At 68.7% G+C, this 14,763-nt stretch carries 13 protein-coding genes; 3 read left to right on the top strand and 10 right to left on the bottom strand.

The genetic code is table 11. From position 1 onward, the window contains the following. Positions 1-5: 5 nt before the first annotated feature. Genes HPS01S_RS10340 through HPS01S_RS10350 form a run of 3 tightly spaced genes read left to right on the top strand, consistent with a single transcriptional unit; the run spans position 6 to position 2,515 of the window. Positions 6-416 carry a hypothetical protein gene (locus HPS01S_RS10340; protein ID WP_066155037.1) on the top strand — a complete coding sequence of 137 codons (411 nt, stop codon included), beginning with the start codon at positions 6-8 and terminating at the stop codon, positions 414-416. A 24-nt stretch (positions 417-440) separates the two neighbouring features. Continuing rightward, on the top strand, positions 441-1,148 hold the full coding sequence (locus HPS01S_RS10345) for a response regulator transcription factor (RefSeq protein ID WP_066155040.1): 708 nt from the start codon (positions 441-443) through the stop codon (positions 1,146-1,148). Beyond that, positions 1,145-2,515, top strand: coding sequence for a sensor histidine kinase (locus HPS01S_RS10350; RefSeq protein ID WP_066155044.1), 1,371 nt, complete (start codon positions 1,145-1,147; stop codon positions 2,513-2,515). Before HPS01S_RS10345 ends, HPS01S_RS10350 begins: the two co-directional genes overlap by 4 nt. 4 nt (positions 2,516-2,519) lie before the next feature. On the opposite strand, the gene HPS01S_RS10355 is transcribed toward HPS01S_RS10350, so the two are convergent. From HPS01S_RS10355 to HPS01S_RS10400, 10 genes are all read right to left on the bottom strand, one after another. Then, positions 2,520-3,620, bottom strand: a complete 1,101-nt coding sequence (locus tag HPS01S_RS10355) for an ABC transporter ATP-binding protein (RefSeq protein WP_066155047.1) — start codon at positions 3,618-3,620, stop codon at positions 2,520-2,522. A 5-nt stretch (positions 3,621-3,625) separates the two neighbouring features. Next, positions 3,626-4,486, bottom strand: a complete 861-nt coding sequence (locus tag HPS01S_RS10360) for a carbohydrate ABC transporter permease (protein WP_066155049.1) — start codon at positions 4,484-4,486, stop codon at positions 3,626-3,628. Then, positions 4,476-5,354 (bottom strand): carbohydrate ABC transporter permease, encoded by an 879-nt coding sequence (locus HPS01S_RS10365; protein ID WP_066155052.1) that lies wholly within the window; start codon positions 5,352-5,354, stop codon positions 4,476-4,478. Before HPS01S_RS10365 ends, HPS01S_RS10360 begins: the two co-directional genes overlap by 11 nt. Then, entirely contained in the window at positions 5,351-6,634 is a 1,284-nt protein-coding gene (locus HPS01S_RS10370) for an ABC transporter substrate-binding protein (RefSeq protein WP_066155056.1), read from the bottom strand. The genes HPS01S_RS10365 and HPS01S_RS10370 overlap by 4 nt, the downstream gene beginning before the upstream one ends. 102 nt (positions 6,635-6,736) lie before the next feature. Continuing rightward, a complete protein-coding gene (locus tag HPS01S_RS10375) occupies positions 6,737-7,984 on the bottom strand; it encodes an ABC transporter substrate-binding protein (RefSeq protein ID WP_066155059.1) in 1,248 nt (415 codons plus the stop codon). A 166-nt stretch (positions 7,985-8,150) separates the two neighbouring features. Then, entirely contained in the window at positions 8,151-9,131 is a 981-nt protein-coding gene (gene glk / locus HPS01S_RS10380) for a glucokinase (RefSeq protein WP_066155062.1), read from the bottom strand. 79 nt (positions 9,132-9,210) lie between these two features. Further along, complete coding sequence (gene trxC, locus HPS01S_RS10385) at positions 9,211-9,657, bottom strand: thioredoxin TrxC (RefSeq protein ID WP_066155065.1); 447 nt, start codon at positions 9,655-9,657, stop codon at positions 9,211-9,213. 82 nt (positions 9,658-9,739) lie between these two features. Next, positions 9,740-9,934 carry a DUF2905 domain-containing protein gene (locus HPS01S_RS10390; protein WP_066155069.1) on the bottom strand — a complete coding sequence of 65 codons (195 nt, stop codon included), beginning with the start codon at positions 9,932-9,934 and terminating at the stop codon, positions 9,740-9,742. 8 nt (positions 9,935-9,942) lie between these two features. Next, positions 9,943-11,094, bottom strand: a complete 1,152-nt coding sequence (locus HPS01S_RS10395; protein ID WP_371836595.1) for a class I SAM-dependent methyltransferase — start codon at positions 11,092-11,094, stop codon at positions 9,943-9,945. Between the two features lie 27 nt (positions 11,095-11,121). Then, on the bottom strand, positions 11,122-14,724 hold the full coding sequence (locus tag HPS01S_RS10400) for a TonB-dependent receptor (protein ID WP_066155071.1): 3,603 nt from the start codon (positions 14,722-14,724) through the stop codon (positions 11,122-11,124). Positions 14,725-14,763 lie beyond the last annotated feature (39 nt).

Raw genomic sequence — 14,763 nt, forward strand, 5'->3', positions numbered from 1 at the left:
CGGCCATGGCCCAGCACAACCCGTTCAACCCCACCCTGGCCGACGGCATCCGCCGCCACGGGTTCCGCAAGTGGTATGAACGGGAGCTGCTCTCCAGCCACGCCCACATGGCGCTGGCGCTGCTGGCCTCGGTGGCCCTGATCGCCAGTTTCGAGGCCTTCCAGGGCGGCAGCTGGAACGAGAAGCTGCTCAACACGGGCTTCGTGCTGGCCTGTGCGGTGATCGCGCTGTGGGCGCTGCGCCGCTACCTCTACCTGCTGATGCACGCCGAAGAAATGGCCAACCAGGCCAACTGCGGTCAGTGCAAGGCCTACGGCCTGCTGCTGGTGCCCGACGACGCCCGCAACGATGCGCGGCGGCTGGTGCCGGTGTGCTGCAAACGCTGCGGCTTCCGCTGGGACATGCAGGACGGCTGAGCCGCTCGCCGGATAATCGGATGCATGGCCCATTTGCTGATTGTTGAAGACGACGAACTGCTGCGCGACGGCCTGAGCGCCCAGCTCATGCAGGCCGGCCACCGCATCGACACCGCGGTCGATGGCGAGCAGGCGCTCAGCCGCCTGGACACCGAGGCCTACGAAGGCGTGGTGCTCGACCTGGGCCTGCCCAGGGTCGACGGCCTGACCGTGCTGCGCCGCCTGCGCCAGCGCCTGCCCGCGCTGCCGGTGCTGATCCTGACGGCGCGCGACGGCATCGAGGACCGGGTCGAGGGCCTGAACGCCGGCGCCGACGACTACCTCACCAAGCCCTTCAACCGCGACGAGCTGCTGGCGCGCCTGCAGTCCATGCTGCGCCGCGCCAGCCTGCCGGCCTTCGGCCCCAGCCCGCAGGTGCCGGCCCCGCCGCCCGCGCCGGGCACACTGCGGCTGGACCCCGTGCTGCCGCGCGCCTGGCTGGGCAACGAGGTGATCGACCTGACCCAGCGCGAGTGGTCGCTGCTGGACCTGCTGGTGCGCCACAGTGGCCAGGTGGTGAGCCGCGAGGACGTGCTGGCCGCCTGGCAGTCCGACCCGGGCGAAGGCGGCGTCGCCTCCAACGCGCTGGAGGTCTACGTGCACCGCCTGCGCCGCAAGCTCGCCGGCTCGACGCTGAACATCCGCAACATCCGCGGCCTCGGGTACCTGCTGGAAAACACCGGCGCGCCATGACGGGCGCGACCACCACCCGGCTCTCGCTGCGGCGCCAGCTGCTGCTGTGGCTGCTGTTGCCGCAGCTGGTGCTCTGGGCCGGCGGTGGTCTGCTGGCCTACCGCATCGCACTGTCCTACGCCGAAAAGGCCATCGACCAGTCGCTGACCCAGTCGGTGCGGGCACTGGCGCGCCAGGTCAAGCCCATCGGCTCGGGCCTGCTGATCGACTTTCCGCGCGCGGCGCAGGACGTGCTGGAACAGGACCCCAAGGACCGCATCAGCTACATGGTGTCCTCGCCACCGGGCCAGTTCCTGCTGGGCAACCAGACCCTGCCGCAGCCGGAAGAGGGCATGGTGGGCACCGAAGGTCCCCTGCTCTACGCCGCCGAAATCGACGGCAAGCCGCTGCGCATCGTGGCGCTGGACGTGAACTACGGCGAGGTCAATGCGCCGCAGACCCTGCGCGTGCAGGTGGGCAAAAGCCTGGCGGTGCAGCAGCGCATCGCGCGCGAGCTGATCGCCGACATGCTGGCGCCCCTGCTGGCGGCTGGCGTGCTGCTGAGCCTGGCGGTGTACGGCGGCATCCAGCGCGGCCTGGCGCCGCTGACGCGGCTGACGGCCCAGCTGGAGAACCGCTCGGTCAACGCGCTCTCGCCCATCGGCATGACGCAGGCGCCCAACGAGGTGCATGCGCTGGTGCAAGCCATCAACGGCCTGCTGGACGAGGTGGCGCGCAACGTGAACCAGGAGAAGCGCTTCATCAACGACGCCGCGCACCAGCTGCGCACACCGCTGGCCGGGCTGATCAGCCAGGTTGAGCTGGCGCAGCGCGAGAACAGCGACCCGGTGCTGGGCGCGCGCCTGACCAAGGTGCGCACCGGCGCCGAGCGCAGTGCCCACCTGGTGCACCAGCTGCTGACCCTGGCGCGCACCGAGACCACCGCGCGGCGCGAGCCGCTGGACCTGGCGGCCCTGGCGCGCGACGTGGCGCGCGAATGGACGCCGCGCGCGGTGGCCGCCGGCGTCGACCTGGGCTTCGAAGGCGAGGAGCACCGCATGGTGCAGGGCGACGCGCTGCAACTGCGCGAGGCCATGGCCAACCTGATCGACAACGCCCTGCGTTACACGCCGCGCGGCAGCGCGGTGACGCTCAAGGTCGAGGCCGACGGCGAGCGCACGCGGCTGCTGGTGGAGGACAACGGCCCCGGCCTGTCCGAGGCCGACATGGCCCATGTGTTCCAGCGCTTCTGGCGCGCCAGCGAGCTGCCGGGCGGCTGCGGCCTGGGCCTGGCCATCGTGCAGGAGATCGCCCGCCGCCACGGCGGCGAGGCGACGGCTGAAAACATGCAGCCCCATGGGCTGCGGGTGGTTCTGCGACTGACCTGATCCGTCAGCCGACGAACAGCGAGGTCGAGTCCATCGCCGTGATGCGCGCGCCGCTGGCCTTGTCGAACCAGTTGTTGTGGCGCCCGCTCACCGTCATGCCCACGTTGTCGCCCACCGCCACCTTGGTGTTGGCCGCCTCGCGCACGGTGATCAGCCCCACGGCCGTCTTCACCACGATGTAGGTGTCGGCACCGGTCGGCTCCACCAGCACCACCTCGCCGCGCCAGCCGGCGTCGGCATTCAGGTGGATGTGCTCGGGCCGCTGGCCCAGCGTCGCCTCCGGGCCGTCCGGGCAGGGAAGATCCAGCGCGCCGCCTTCGAACACGAAGCGACCGCCCTCACCGGCGCGTTCGACGCGGCCGTTGATGAAGTTCATGGTCGGCGAGCCGATGAAGCCGCCCACATAGGTGTTGGCCGGGCGGCGGTAGATCTCGTCGGGCGTGCCGATCTGCTGCAGGATGCCGTCCTTCATCACCGCGATGCGGCTGCCCAGGGTCATGGCCTCGATCTGGTCGTGCGTCACGTAGACCGTGGTGATGCCGCTGTGCTGGTGCAGGCGCTTGATCTCGGCGCGCATTTCCACGCGCAGCTTGGCGTCCAGGTTGGACAGCGGCTCGTCGAACAGGAACAGCTGCGGGTCGCGCGCCAGGGCGCGGCCCATGGCCACGCGCTGGCGCTGGCCACCCGAGAGCTGGGCCGGCCGGCGGTCCAGCAGGTGCTGGATCTGCAGGATGGCCGCCACTTCCTGGATGCGCTTCTCGCGCTCGGCCTTGGGCACCTTGCGCATTTCCAGCGCGAAGCCGATGTTGTCGGCCACGCTCATGGTCGGGTAGAGCGCATAGCTCTGGAACACCATGGCGATGTCGCGCTGCGCCGGCGGCATGCCGATCACGTTCTTGCCGCCGATGTGCAGCTCGCCTTCGGTGGGCTCTTCGAGGCCGGCAATGATGTTGAGCAGCGTGGACTTGCCGCAGCCCGAGGGGCCGACCAGGATGAGGAACTCGCCCGGTGCGACGTCGATGTCGATGCGCTTGAGCACCTCGACCGCCTTGTCGCCCTTGCCGAAAGCCTTGCGGATGCCCTTGATGTGGAGTGGAGAAGCCATGTGTTTCAACCTTTGACGGCGCCGGCCGTCAGACCCTTTACGAAGTACTGGCCCGCGAGGACGTAGACCAGCATGGTGGGCAGGCCGGCGATGATCGCCGCGGCCATGTCCACGTTGTAGTTCTTGACGCTGCTGGTGGTGTTGGCCATGTTGTTCAGGCCCACGGTCACCGGCTTGCTGTCGGCGCCGCTGAAGGCCACGCCGAACAGGAAGTCGTTCCAGATGTTGGTGAACTGCCAGATCAGCGTCACCATCATGATGGGCGTGGACATCGGCAGCACGATGCGCCAGAAGATGCGCCAGAAGCCCGCGCCGTCGATGCGCGCGGCGTTCACCAGTTCGCGCGGCACCGCCGTGTAGTAGTTGCGGAAGAACAGCGTGGTGCCGGCCATGCCGGCCAGGCAGTGCACCAGCACCAGCCCGCCGATCGAGCTGGACAGGCCCAGCCAGCCCAGCACCTGGCTCATGGGCAGCAGCACCACCTGGAAGGGCATGAACACGCCGAACAGCAGGAAGCCGAACAGCACTTCCGAGCCGCGGAACTTCCACATGGAGAGCACGTAGCCGTTGAGTGCGCCCCAGGCGGTGGAGATCAGCACCGCGGGCACCGCCATGAACACCGAGTTCATGAAATAGGGCTTGAGACCACGGCAGTCGACACCCGTGCAGGCGGTGTTCCAGGCCAGGTGCCAGGCGTCCAGGTTGAGCGAGGTCGGCAGGCTCAGCAGGTTGCCGGCGCGCAGCTGGTCGGCGTCCTTGAACGAGGTGACGATCATCACGTACAGCGGCGCCAGGAAGAACAGCGCCGCCACCAGCAGCAGGCCGTAGGTGAACACCCGGCCGAAGGTCAGGGATTTAGCGGTCATGGGGCTTGCTCCGCAGTTCGCTGTAGAGGTAGGGCACCACGATGGCCGCCACAGTGGCCAGCATCATGGTGGCGCTGGCCGCGCCCAGGCCGATCTGGCCGCGCGTGAAGCTCATGGTGTACATGAAGGTGGCGGGCACGTCGGTCGCGTAACCGGGGCCGCCGGCCGTCAGGGCCATCACCAGGTCGAAGCTCTTGATCGACAGGTGCGAGAGCACCAGGATGGTGGAGAACACCACCGGGCGCAGGATGGGCAGGATGATGCGCCAGTAGATCAGCGGCAGCGAGGCGCCGTCGATCTGCGCGGCCTTGATGATGCTGTCGTCAATGCCGCGCAGGCCCGCCAGGAACAGCGCCATGGCAAAGCCGGCCGACTGCCAGATGCCCGCGATCACCACGCAGTAGATGGCGTAGTCGGACTGCACCAGCCAGTCGAAGTTGAACGAGGTCCAGCCCAGGTCGTGCATGAGTTTCTGCAGGCCATCGCTGGGGTTGAGGATCCACTTCCAGGCCGTGCCAGTCACGATGAACGACAGCGCCATGGGGTAGAGGTAGATGGTGCGCAGCCAGCCTTCGGCGCGGATCTTCTGGTCCAGGAAGATCGCCAGGATCATGCCGACCAGCATCGAGCCGCCGACGTATAGCACGCTGAAGATGCCCAGGTTCTTGAGCGCGACGTACCAGCGGTCCATGGTCCACAGCTGCGCGTACTGCTCCAGGCCCACGAAGTTCTCGTAGTTGGGCAGCATGCGCGAGCCGGTCATGGACAGCACGCCGTTCCAGATCATCAGCCCGTAGATGAAGGCAAAGCCGAGCACGAAGCCCGGTGCGATCACCAGCTTGGGCAGCAGGTTTTCAAATGATTTCATGGGAGGGGCTTCTGAGGGCCGGCCGCCAGGGCCAGCAGTTGTTTCTGTGCGTCATTCACCGACATCTGCGGGTTGTTCCAGAAATCCGAGACCAGCTTGCGCATCAGCGCCTGTTGTCCCGGGGCGAGTGCCATGCCGTGGGCCACAGAGGGCACCAGGGTGCCGGCCTTGGCGGTCTTGCCAAAGTCCTGGGCAGAGACTTTGGCGCATTCGTCGAATTTGTCCATGGCCACGTTCTGCCGCACCGGGATCGAGCCCTTGCGCAGGTTGAAGCGTTCCTGGAAGTCCTTGCCCATCAGCAGATAGGCCAGGTAACCCTGCGCCTTCTGCGCCTCCCAGGCCTTGAGCTGGAACATGGCGAAGGAATCGACGTTGTAGGTGAAGGCCTCGGCCGTGCCCGGCGCGGGGAAGCAGCGGAAGTCCTTGCCCGGCTGCTGGCCTGCGGCGAGGAACTCGCCCTTGGCCCAGTCGCCCATGAACTGGAAGCCGGCCCTGCCCTTGATGACCAGGTCGGTGGTGGCGTTCCAGTCGCGCCCTGGCGAGGCGGCATCGACATAGCCGCGCAGGCGCCGGAAGGTCTCCAGCGAGCGGCGCAGGGTGTCGCTGCCCAGGGCTTGCGCATCCAGCTTCACCAGGGCCGCGTCGTAGAACTTCGCACCGCCCACGCCCAGCACCACCGACTCGAAGGTGGTGAAGTCCTGCCAGTCCTGGCCACCGTGGGCCAGGGCGATCAGGCCGGCCGCGCGCACCTTGTCGGCGGCCTTGAAGAATTCGTCGAAATTGCGCGGCGCCTCGTTCACGCCCGCCTGGCGCAGCACCTCGGCGTTGGCCCAGAGCCAGTTCACCCGGTGCACATTGACCGGCACGGCCACGTAGCGGCCCTTGTGCTTCATCTGGTCGGCCACCACCTTCGGCAGCGCCTCGTCCCAGCGGTCGAAGGAGGCCATGGCGTCGAGGTTGGTCAGCGCGCCCAGCGCCGCCCATTCCTGGATCGCCGGCCCCTTGATGTTGGCCGCGGCCGGCGGGTTGCCCGCCAGCACACGCGCCTTGAGCACGTCCATCGCGTTCTGCCCGCCGCCGCCCACCACCGCGAAGTCTTTCCAGCTGTGGCCGCGCTGGGCCATCAGGCCCTTGAGCTCGGCGAGCGATTTGGCCTCGCCACCCGAGGTCCAGTAGTGCAGCACCTCGACCTCACCCGCCCGGACACCGGCGCCGGCGGCCAGCAGCAGCGATGCCAGCAGCGATGCACACGCGCGACGAAAGCCTGTGTAGTGACGCATGGTGAAGCTGAAAAAGGGGTGGCGGGCGCCCGGCGGGCAGCACCCGTCCCACCCACCCCGATGGCGGGGCGGGTGAAGGCCGGGCGTGGCTCCGGACGGGGCTTACTTGGTGGTCGCGGCCTTGGCGATGTTCTTCACACCGTCGGCGACCGAGATCTTGTCGTCGTTCCAGAACTGGCTGACGGCGTCCTTGATGGCGCCTTCGGCAGCCGGGCTGACCGCCATGCCGTGGGCGATCGAGGGCACCAGGCCACCGCTCTTGGCGGTGTCGACGAAGTCCTTGCTGGAGAGCTTGGCGCAGTCGTCGAACTTGTCCATCTTCATGCCCAGGCGGACCGGGATGGAGCCCTTGTTCAGGTTGAAGACTTCCTGGAACTCGGGGCCCATGATGGCAGCGGCCAGGTCGCCCTGGGCCTTCTGGGCCGCGGCGTCCTTGAGCTTGAACATCGCGAACGAGTCCACGTTGAAGGTGTAGGCGTTGCCCGTGCCCGGGGCGGCGGCGCAGATGTAGTCCTTGCCCGGCACCTTGCCGGCGGCGGTGAACTCGCCCTTGGCCCAGTCACCCATGAACTGGAAGGCGGCCTTCTCCTGGATCACCATGGCGGTGGCCAGGTTCCAGTCGCGGCCCGGGGCGGCGGGGTCGGTGTAGGACTTGATCTTGCGGAAGGTTTCCAGCGACTTGGTCATGGTCGGGCTGGTCAGGGCCTTCTGGTCCAGCTTGACCAGGGCGTCCTGGTAGAACTTGGCGCCACCGACGCCCAGCACCACCGATTCGAAGGTGGTGAAGTCCTGCCAGTTCTGGCCACCGTGGGCCACGGCGATCAGACCGGCCTTCTTGACCTTGTCGGCAGCGGCAAAGAACTCGTCCCAGGTCTTGGGCGCGCTGGCCACACCGGCCTTCTTCAGCACATTGGCGTTGGCCCACATCCAGTTGACGCGGTGCACGTTCACCGGCGCGGCAACGTAGTTGCCCTTGTACTTCATGACGTCGGCGACCACGCCGGGCAGCAGGCTGTCCCACTTCTCGGCCTTGGCGACTGCGTCCAGGTTGGCCAGCACGCCTTCGTTCGCCCATTCCTGGATGCCCGGGCCCTTGATCTGGGCGGCGGCGGGCGGGTTGCCGGCCACGACGCGGCTCTTCAGGACGGTCATGGCGGCATCGCCACCGCCGCCGGCCACGGCGAAGTCCTTCCAGGTGTGGCCCTTGCCCTGCATGATCTTCTTGAGTTCGCCGACCGACTTGGCCTCGCCGCCCGAGGTCCACCAGTGCAGGACTTCCACCTCGCCGGCAATGGCGGCGGAGCCGGCCATCACGAAGGCGGCGGCGGCGAGTTTCGACAGTTTCATCATCATGTCTCCAGTAAAGAAGGGACGCCGCACTCGAGGGCGTGCACGGCGCGGAACCATCCAGAGCGGCACCATGCCGCCGGATGTCTGTAATTTATCTTTAATTAAAGAATTATTACATCCGCAGAAACCCGAAGTCCCTGCCCTCCCTTGCGCTGGTGACTAAGTTTCAGCGGTGGCGGTCCAGCGCGCGGGCGGCACCCAGCAGCGCGGGCGACTGGGCCGAGGTGATGACCCAGACCGGCATGCCTTGCAGCAGGCGGGTGAAGCGGCCCTTGTTGTCGAAGCGCTCGCGGAACGGCGATGTATCGAACCAGGCGCCCAGGCGAGGCACGATGCCGCCGCCCACGTACACGCCGCCGCGCGCGCCCAGCGTCAGCGCCAGGTTGCCGGCCACCGAGCCGAGCATGGCGCAGAAGATGTTCAGAGTCTCCAGCGCCTGCGGGTGGCCGGCCTTGAGCGCGGCCTCGCTGACCGCGCTGGCGGAATCGAGCCCCTGCACCGTCACGCCGTCGGCCTCGCAGAGGATGGCGCAGGTGTCGACCAGCCCCTGGCCGCAGCACACGCGCTCGGCCGAGGCGTGGCCGTAGCGGCGGATCAGGCCGTCCATGGCGGTGCGCTCGCGCGCGGTGGTCGCCGGCAGCGTGACGTGGCCGCCCTCGCCTTCGAGGGGCACCCAGCCGCCGTGGCCGTCGGGCAGCAGGCCGGAGACGCCCAGCCCGGTGCCGGCGCCGACCAGGCCCATGGCCACGCCGGGCACCGCTTCGCCGCCACCGACCTGGCGCAGCTCGGCCGCCGGCAGGTCCGGCAGGGCCAGGGCCAGGGCGGTGAAGTCGTTGAGCATGCGCAGCGTGCGCAGGCCGAACTCGGCCTTGACGGCGGACTGGGAGAAAGCCCAGTCGTGGTTGGTCATGCGGACCATGTCGCCGGTGATCGGGTTGGCGATCGCGATGGCCACCGCCGCGGGTGCGCCGCGGCCCAGCCCGTCGAGGTAGGCGTGCATGGCGGCCTGCAGCGTGGGGTATTGCGCGCCGGGCAACACCTGCACGTCGGTGACGGGCGCGCCGGGCGCGGCCTGCCAGGCGAAACGGGCGTTGGTGCCGCCGATGTCGGCCAGCAGCCGGGCGGTGTCGGATGGGGTTTGGGGCATGGCGTCGGTTCCGGAAAAGGTCCCGGAATTATGCCGGAGCTGTAACCAAATTACAGCCGCCCTGCCCCCTGCGGGGGCTTCAGCCCAGGTGCGAGCGGGTCCAGCGCACGATGTCGGCGGCGCCCATGGCGCCCGGCTGGCGCGCCACCTCGCGGCCGTTCACGTACAGCGCCAGCGTCGGAATGCTGCGGATGTTGAGCCGCGCGCCCAGCGCCTGCGCCTCTTCGGTGTTGACCTTGGCCAGGCGCACATGGGGCTCCAGCTGCTTCGCCGCGGCCTCGAACTGCGGCGCCATCATGCGGCAGGGGCCGCACCAGGGCGCCCAGAAATCCACCAGCACCGGCAGTTGCGAGCGCGCGATGTGCTTCTCGAACGCCGCCTCGTCCAGCGCGACCGGGTGACCATCGAACAGTGGGCGGTGGCACTTGCCGCAATCGGGCGTGGCCGACAGATCGGCCGGCGCCACGCGGTTGGTGGTGTGGCAGTGCGGGCAGACGACGTGCAGGGATTCGGTGGCAACGGTCATGGGCGGGCTCCAAGGGTTTCGGGGCAGATGGGGACCGCCGGCACCACTTCAAGAGACACCCCACCGGGTATGCAACGGGCGCTCAGATCAGCTGGCCGATCAGGCTGGCGACGAAGCTCAGCAGGATGGTGGTGGTCAGCGGGATGAACCACTCGCGGCCGAAGGCCTTGAAGCGCAGGTCGCCCGGCAGCTTGCCGAAGCCCAGCTTGTGCAGCAGCGGCGTGAACCAGCTGATCAGCAGCAGGGCCAGGAAGATCACGATCATCCAGCGGATCACGGCGGCTCCTACAGACGGTGGGTGCGGTCGCCGGTGGCAAAGCCCATCGGGTCCCAGCCTTCCGCGCTGGGCAACGGCGCCAGACCGATCACCTTGAACAGCTCACCCATCTCGTGCTCGTTGACCAGCTTGGAGAGCATGGCGTTCTCGCGCGAGCCGGCGTCCTTCGCCACTTCCAGCAGGCCGCAGTTGATCAGGAAGCGCCCCTGCGAGGTGTAGCCCAGCACCGCCATGCCGGCGTCCTGCGCGGCCAGCGCGATGCCGGTGAAGTTCACGTGCGCGGTGATGTCCTTGAGGCCGAGGTCGGTCAGCGGGTCGTCGTCGCTGCGGTGGGCGCGGTGGCAGATCAGCGTGCCCATGTGGCGCTGCGGGTGGTAGTACTCGGCCTCGGGGAAGCCGTAGTCAATGAAGAAGGCCGCGCCGCGCACCAGGCGCTCGGCCAGCGTGCGGACGAAGGCCTCGCCCTGCGGGTGGATCTCGGTCAGGTAGTCGTGCGGGCCTTCGATGTCCAGCGGCGGCCGCAGCGCCGTCGGCCGGTCGGCCCAGGCCAGGCGGCCATCATGGGCCAGCGCCACACCGCGCTCGTGCCAGGTGCCCTCATCCTGCCCGCCCACGCGGCGCAGCAGCTGCACCGGCATCGCGTCCAGCACCTCGTTGCCGATCACCACGCCGTCGAACACCTCGGGCAGGCGGTCGGCCCAGACCACGCGGTCCGCATGCCGCGCCAGCGTGGCCTGCTGGCGCTCGCGCAGGCTGCCCGAGAGGTCGACGATGGTGTAGCGCCGCGGCGCCTGGCCCAGCGCCGTGAGCGCGTCCAGCACCTGCAGCGCGAGCGCGCCGGTGCCGGCGCCGAACTCCCAGACTTCGTCGGTGTGCGTGGCGGCGAGCGCCTGCGCCACCTGGCGCGCCAGGGTGTGGCCGAACAGCGGCGAGAGCTCGGGCGCGGTCACGAAGTCGCTGCCCTGGCCGGCCACGCCCTCGGGCATCTGGCCGAACTTCGGCGTGGCGTTGGCGTAGTAGCCCAGCCCCGGCTCGTACAGGGCGATGGCCATGAAGCGGTCGAAGGGCAGCCAGCCACCGGCCTCGCGGATGGCCTCGGCCACGGTGGCGTTCAGCTCGTTGCGGGCACCGGATGGCGAAGGAACGGACGGGGTGATCACCCGCCCATTATCCGGGACGGCCTGCCCTCAGTAGACGCCCACGGCGTTGAGGTACCAGCCCTTGAAGCGGTAATCGGAGTGGCGCAGGTCGTCGCTGAAGCGGGTGAAGTTGTAGCCCACCCCAAGACGGAAATATGGCGTGATCTGCTTGTCCAGCCCCACCAGCCAGCCGGCCTGCTTGTTCTTGTCCTGCACCGTCTGCAGCCAACGGTGTTCGACCAGCGCCTCCCAGTCCTGCGCCATGTGCAGGCGGACCTGGGCGGCCACGAAGTGCCGGGTGTTCTTGTACCAGGCACCGGTGTTGCGGCCTTCACGCAGCTCGCCGCTGCGGTAGGCGTATTTGCCGCCCACTTCCCACAGCGGGTTGATGCGGTACAGCAGCTCGCTGGCGAGGATGTGCGCGCGCTGGTCGACCTCGTTGCTGGCCACGCCCGAGGTAGGCGAGACCTGGGTCAGCGCCCTCAGGTCGTACAGGTAGGTGTACTTGCCCAGCCAGGCCCAACGGCCATGGCCTGCGGGGCGGTAGGACAGGCCCAGGTTGGCCTCGGTGAAGCGGGCCTCGTCCTCGCTGGACAGCCGGTCTTCGGTCACGGCGGTTCTGAGCCGGGCGGCGGCGCGCCAGTCTTCGCTGAACTTGTGCCGCAGACCGACGCTGAGCAGGGTCTGGTCGCGCGACTGCGCGCCCCGGTCGCGGCGGAGCTCCAGGCGCGGCGTGAAGCTGGTGCGGTGGTCGTTGTAGCTGGCCAGCACGGTGCTGGAGCGGCGCGTGGTGCTGCCGCCTTCGGCGTGGTCGATGCGGCTGAGCGCATGCCGGAAGCCCAGTTGCCAGTGGCGGGCGATGTTGTAGTCCAGCCCCAGGTTCTGGCCTTGCCCGTCCTCGTCGGGCCGGCGGCTCAGCTGCGCCTCCTGGAACAGGCTCAGGCCGCCACCGGCGTTCCAGCGCTGGCCCACCGAGAACGTGCGGCCCGCCCCGTCTTCGAGAAACTCGCTGCCGAAGAGGTCGCCCGGCTGGTGGGCGTAGGTGTAGCGCGAGTAGAGGTTGTAGTCGGGCGTGAGGTAGTGGTTGCCTTCGAGCTTGCCGGCCACACCCAGCGTGCCGGTAGAGACCTCGCCGGTGACGGACGAACGCTCGCCAAAGCGCCGCGTGGCCCCCAGGCCGTAGCGGTCGTTCTTCAGGCCCTCGTCGCTCTGCAGCGTGCTCTGCACGAAGCCATAGGCCTCGGTGCGGCCGCTGAGCCGGCGCTTGTAGCGCAGACCCGCATAGGTCGCGGTGCCCGCATCGGCCCCGCCGGCCACCGCCTCGGGGTCGGCGAACCCGTCGTCGGGTTCGGAACTGCGCACCCGGCGCAACTCCAGCCCCACGCTCTGCTGGTCGTCGAGGTGCCAGTTGCTCACCAGCTGTGCCTGGTCGATGCGGTTCTGCCCTTCCACTTCGCGTCGGCTCAGGCGCGCCCCCACGTCCAGCCCGGTGCCCACCTCGGTCAGCGCCTCGACGCCGGACTCGCGGCTGCGCAGCCCGCCGGTTTCGGCGCGCGCGGTGGAGTAGCCGGCCTCGCGGTCCTTGTACCAGGCGCCTGCGCTCACGTTCTGCTCGGTCCACCCCAGCTCGTTGAGGTTGACGCGGGCCTCGACCCCCAGGGCCTCGCCGGAGCGGGGACCAGCTTCCACGCCGGCGGTGCGGTCGGTGTAGGTCAGCCCGCCGTTGTCGGAGTAGTTCACGCTGGCCTGGGTCGATTCGCTCTGCGCCACCTCGGCCTTGAGGTAAGTGCCGCGCCCGGCGCGCAGGGTGAGGTCCAGGCCGCGCAGCTGGTAGTCGTCTCCGGCGCGCTCCTCGGTCACGTAGGTGCCGCCCACCGCCACATGGTCATTGGCCCAGACCTGCCCGCGCCCGCCGGCCACCAGGTTCTCGATGCCCTGGGGCACGTACTCGTAGTCCACCAGCAGGTGGTTTTCGTAGTCGCCGTCGGCGCTCAGGCGCACGATGCCAAAGCCGCTGTCCAGCTCGCTGCGGCCCAGCGGGCGGCTGAGGATGATGCGGCCCTGGATGTAGTCGATTTCGTAGTCGGTGCCGTAGGCCAGGCGCCCACGCTGCACGACCTGACCGGTGACCCGGTCGCGCACCTCGATGCTCAGCTGTTCCGTTCCGCGCAGGAGGTCGGTGTGCTTGAGGTAGTACAGGCTCCCGCCGGTTCCCAGCAAGTCGCTGTAGCCCTTGGCGGACTGCGCCTCGGAGGCGAACACGCTCACCTGCGACCGGGGATCGTCGTAGGGCGTGGTTTCGCTGCTGCGCCAGCGGAACGCGCCGCCATAGAGGGTGCGGTTGTACTGGTTGAACTCGCCGCCGCTGATGCCGGTGTTGAAGCTGCCCCACACCGCCTGGTTCTTGTCCCAGTCCAGGCGCAGGTAGAGCTTGCCGGCGGTGTCGGCGTCGCGGTAGCTGGTGGAATCGTCGCCGTACACCGCGTAGTACTGGTCCGGGTCGAGGCGACGGAACACGTCCTGCGGCGTGGCCTTGAAGAAGTGGTGGAACAGGTTGTTGAGTTCCTGGTCCTCGGTGTCGGCCTGCGCGGTGAACAGGTATTTGCCTTTGACCTTGCCCTTGAGGTAGAAGGCCAGGCGCCCCTCCTTGAGCAGTTCCTGCTCGAAGCCGTCGGCCGCCGCCGCAGGCTCGATGTTGCCCGTGACCTGTGACTTGGAGAGGTAAAAGTCGGCCATGCCGACCATGAAAAAGTACTCGCCGCTGATGTTCACGTCGAGCTGGCGCGTGAACACCGGCTGGCCGGGCAGGCCGTTGACCTCGATGGTGAGCGCGTGCGAACCGACGGGCAGCAGCACCTCGGAGACGAAGCGCTGGTTGACGTCGATGGACGCGCTCTTGTCGTTGATCTTGATGCTGGCCTGGTCGGGGATGTCCTGGCCGAAGATGCGCACGATGGAGCCCGACACCGGGATGTTCTGCCGGACCAGCCCGTTGACCAGCTGCGCCTCGCGCGCCAGCCGCTGGTCCAGCGTGAAGCCATCGGCCAGTTCGTTGCTCTGGCTGATCAGCTGCTCGCGGGCGATGCGCCATTCCTCTTCGGTGTACAGGCGCACCGTGCGCGCCTGGGTCTCGTCGGCCTGCCCGCCCCTGCCATAGGCGCGCACCAGGTAGACCAGGGTGTCGCCCGGCCGCAGCCGGTGACCCGCGGGCAAGCGGCCGTCCCACTGCACCACGCCTTCTCCGCTCACCGGCACCGGCAGCCGCACCAGCGGCCTGACCATATCGGTGTCGCGCCCGGCGTAGATGAGCAGCTCCATGCGCTCGATGAAGTGCGCGTAGTTGTTGCTGACGTTGAAGCTCAGCCCCTCGACCACCTGATCGTCGCGCAGGCCTGCAATGCCCGAGGCCGAAACATTCATCTGCGGGCTGAGGTTGGCCGGGTCTTCGGTGGCCCAGACCCGGCCTCCGCCGGGCAGGGACAGCACATGCCCGGTTCCGACAGCGGACCGGGCCGCCGTCGGGGTCGCTGCGGTGCCGGCAGCCTCCTGGGCCACGGGCGCAGGGGCCGCCATCTGGGCCACTGCGGCCAGCGGCGTCAGTACGAACAGGGCGCAGAGCAGGCGTTCGATGCGATGGGTGGGGGTGTTCATCATGCGGTCATCCGTAGGGTGTCTTCGGGCATCTGCGCC

This window comes from Hydrogenophaga pseudoflava NBRC 102511, from assembly GCF_001592285.1.
In the GTDB taxonomy this organism is placed as follows: Bacteria; Pseudomonadota; Gammaproteobacteria; order Burkholderiales; family Burkholderiaceae_C; genus Hydrogenophaga; species Hydrogenophaga pseudoflava.

Bases quoted from the DNA above. Each gene is read 5' to 3' on its own strand.
- HPS01S_RS10355 (WP_066155047.1), bottom strand. From the start codon at position 3,620: ATGGCTTCTCCACTCCACATCAAGGGCATCCGCAAGGCTTTCGGCAAG.
- HPS01S_RS10350 (WP_066155044.1), top strand. From the start codon at position 1,145: ATGACGGGCGCGACCACCACCCGGCTCTCGCTGCGGCGCCAGCTGCTG.
- HPS01S_RS10360 (WP_066155049.1), bottom strand. From the start codon at position 4,486: ATGACCGCTAAATCCCTGACCTTCGGCCGGGTGTTCACCTACGGCCTG.
- HPS01S_RS10375 (WP_066155059.1), bottom strand. From the start codon at position 7,984: ATGATGAAACTGTCGAAACTCGCCGCCGCCGCCTTCGTGATGGCCGGC.
- HPS01S_RS10400 (WP_066155071.1), bottom strand. From the start codon at position 14,724: ATGAACACCCCCACCCATCGCATCGAACGCCTGCTCTGCGCCCTGTTC.
- HPS01S_RS10370 (WP_066155056.1), bottom strand. From the start codon at position 6,634: ATGCGTCACTACACAGGCTTTCGTCGCGCGTGTGCATCGCTGCTGGCA.
- trxC (WP_066155065.1), bottom strand. From the start codon at position 9,657: ATGACCGTTGCCACCGAATCCCTGCACGTCGTCTGCCCGCACTGCCAC.
- HPS01S_RS10340 (WP_066155037.1), top strand. From the start codon at position 6: ATGGCCCAGCACAACCCGTTCAACCCCACCCTGGCCGACGGCATCCGC.
- glk (WP_066155062.1), bottom strand. From the start codon at position 9,131: ATGCCCCAAACCCCATCCGACACCGCCCGGCTGCTGGCCGACATCGGC.
- HPS01S_RS10365 (WP_066155052.1), bottom strand. From the start codon at position 5,354: ATGAAATCATTTGAAAACCTGCTGCCCAAGCTGGTGATCGCACCGGGC.
- HPS01S_RS10345 (WP_066155040.1), top strand. From the start codon at position 441: ATGGCCCATTTGCTGATTGTTGAAGACGACGAACTGCTGCGCGACGGC.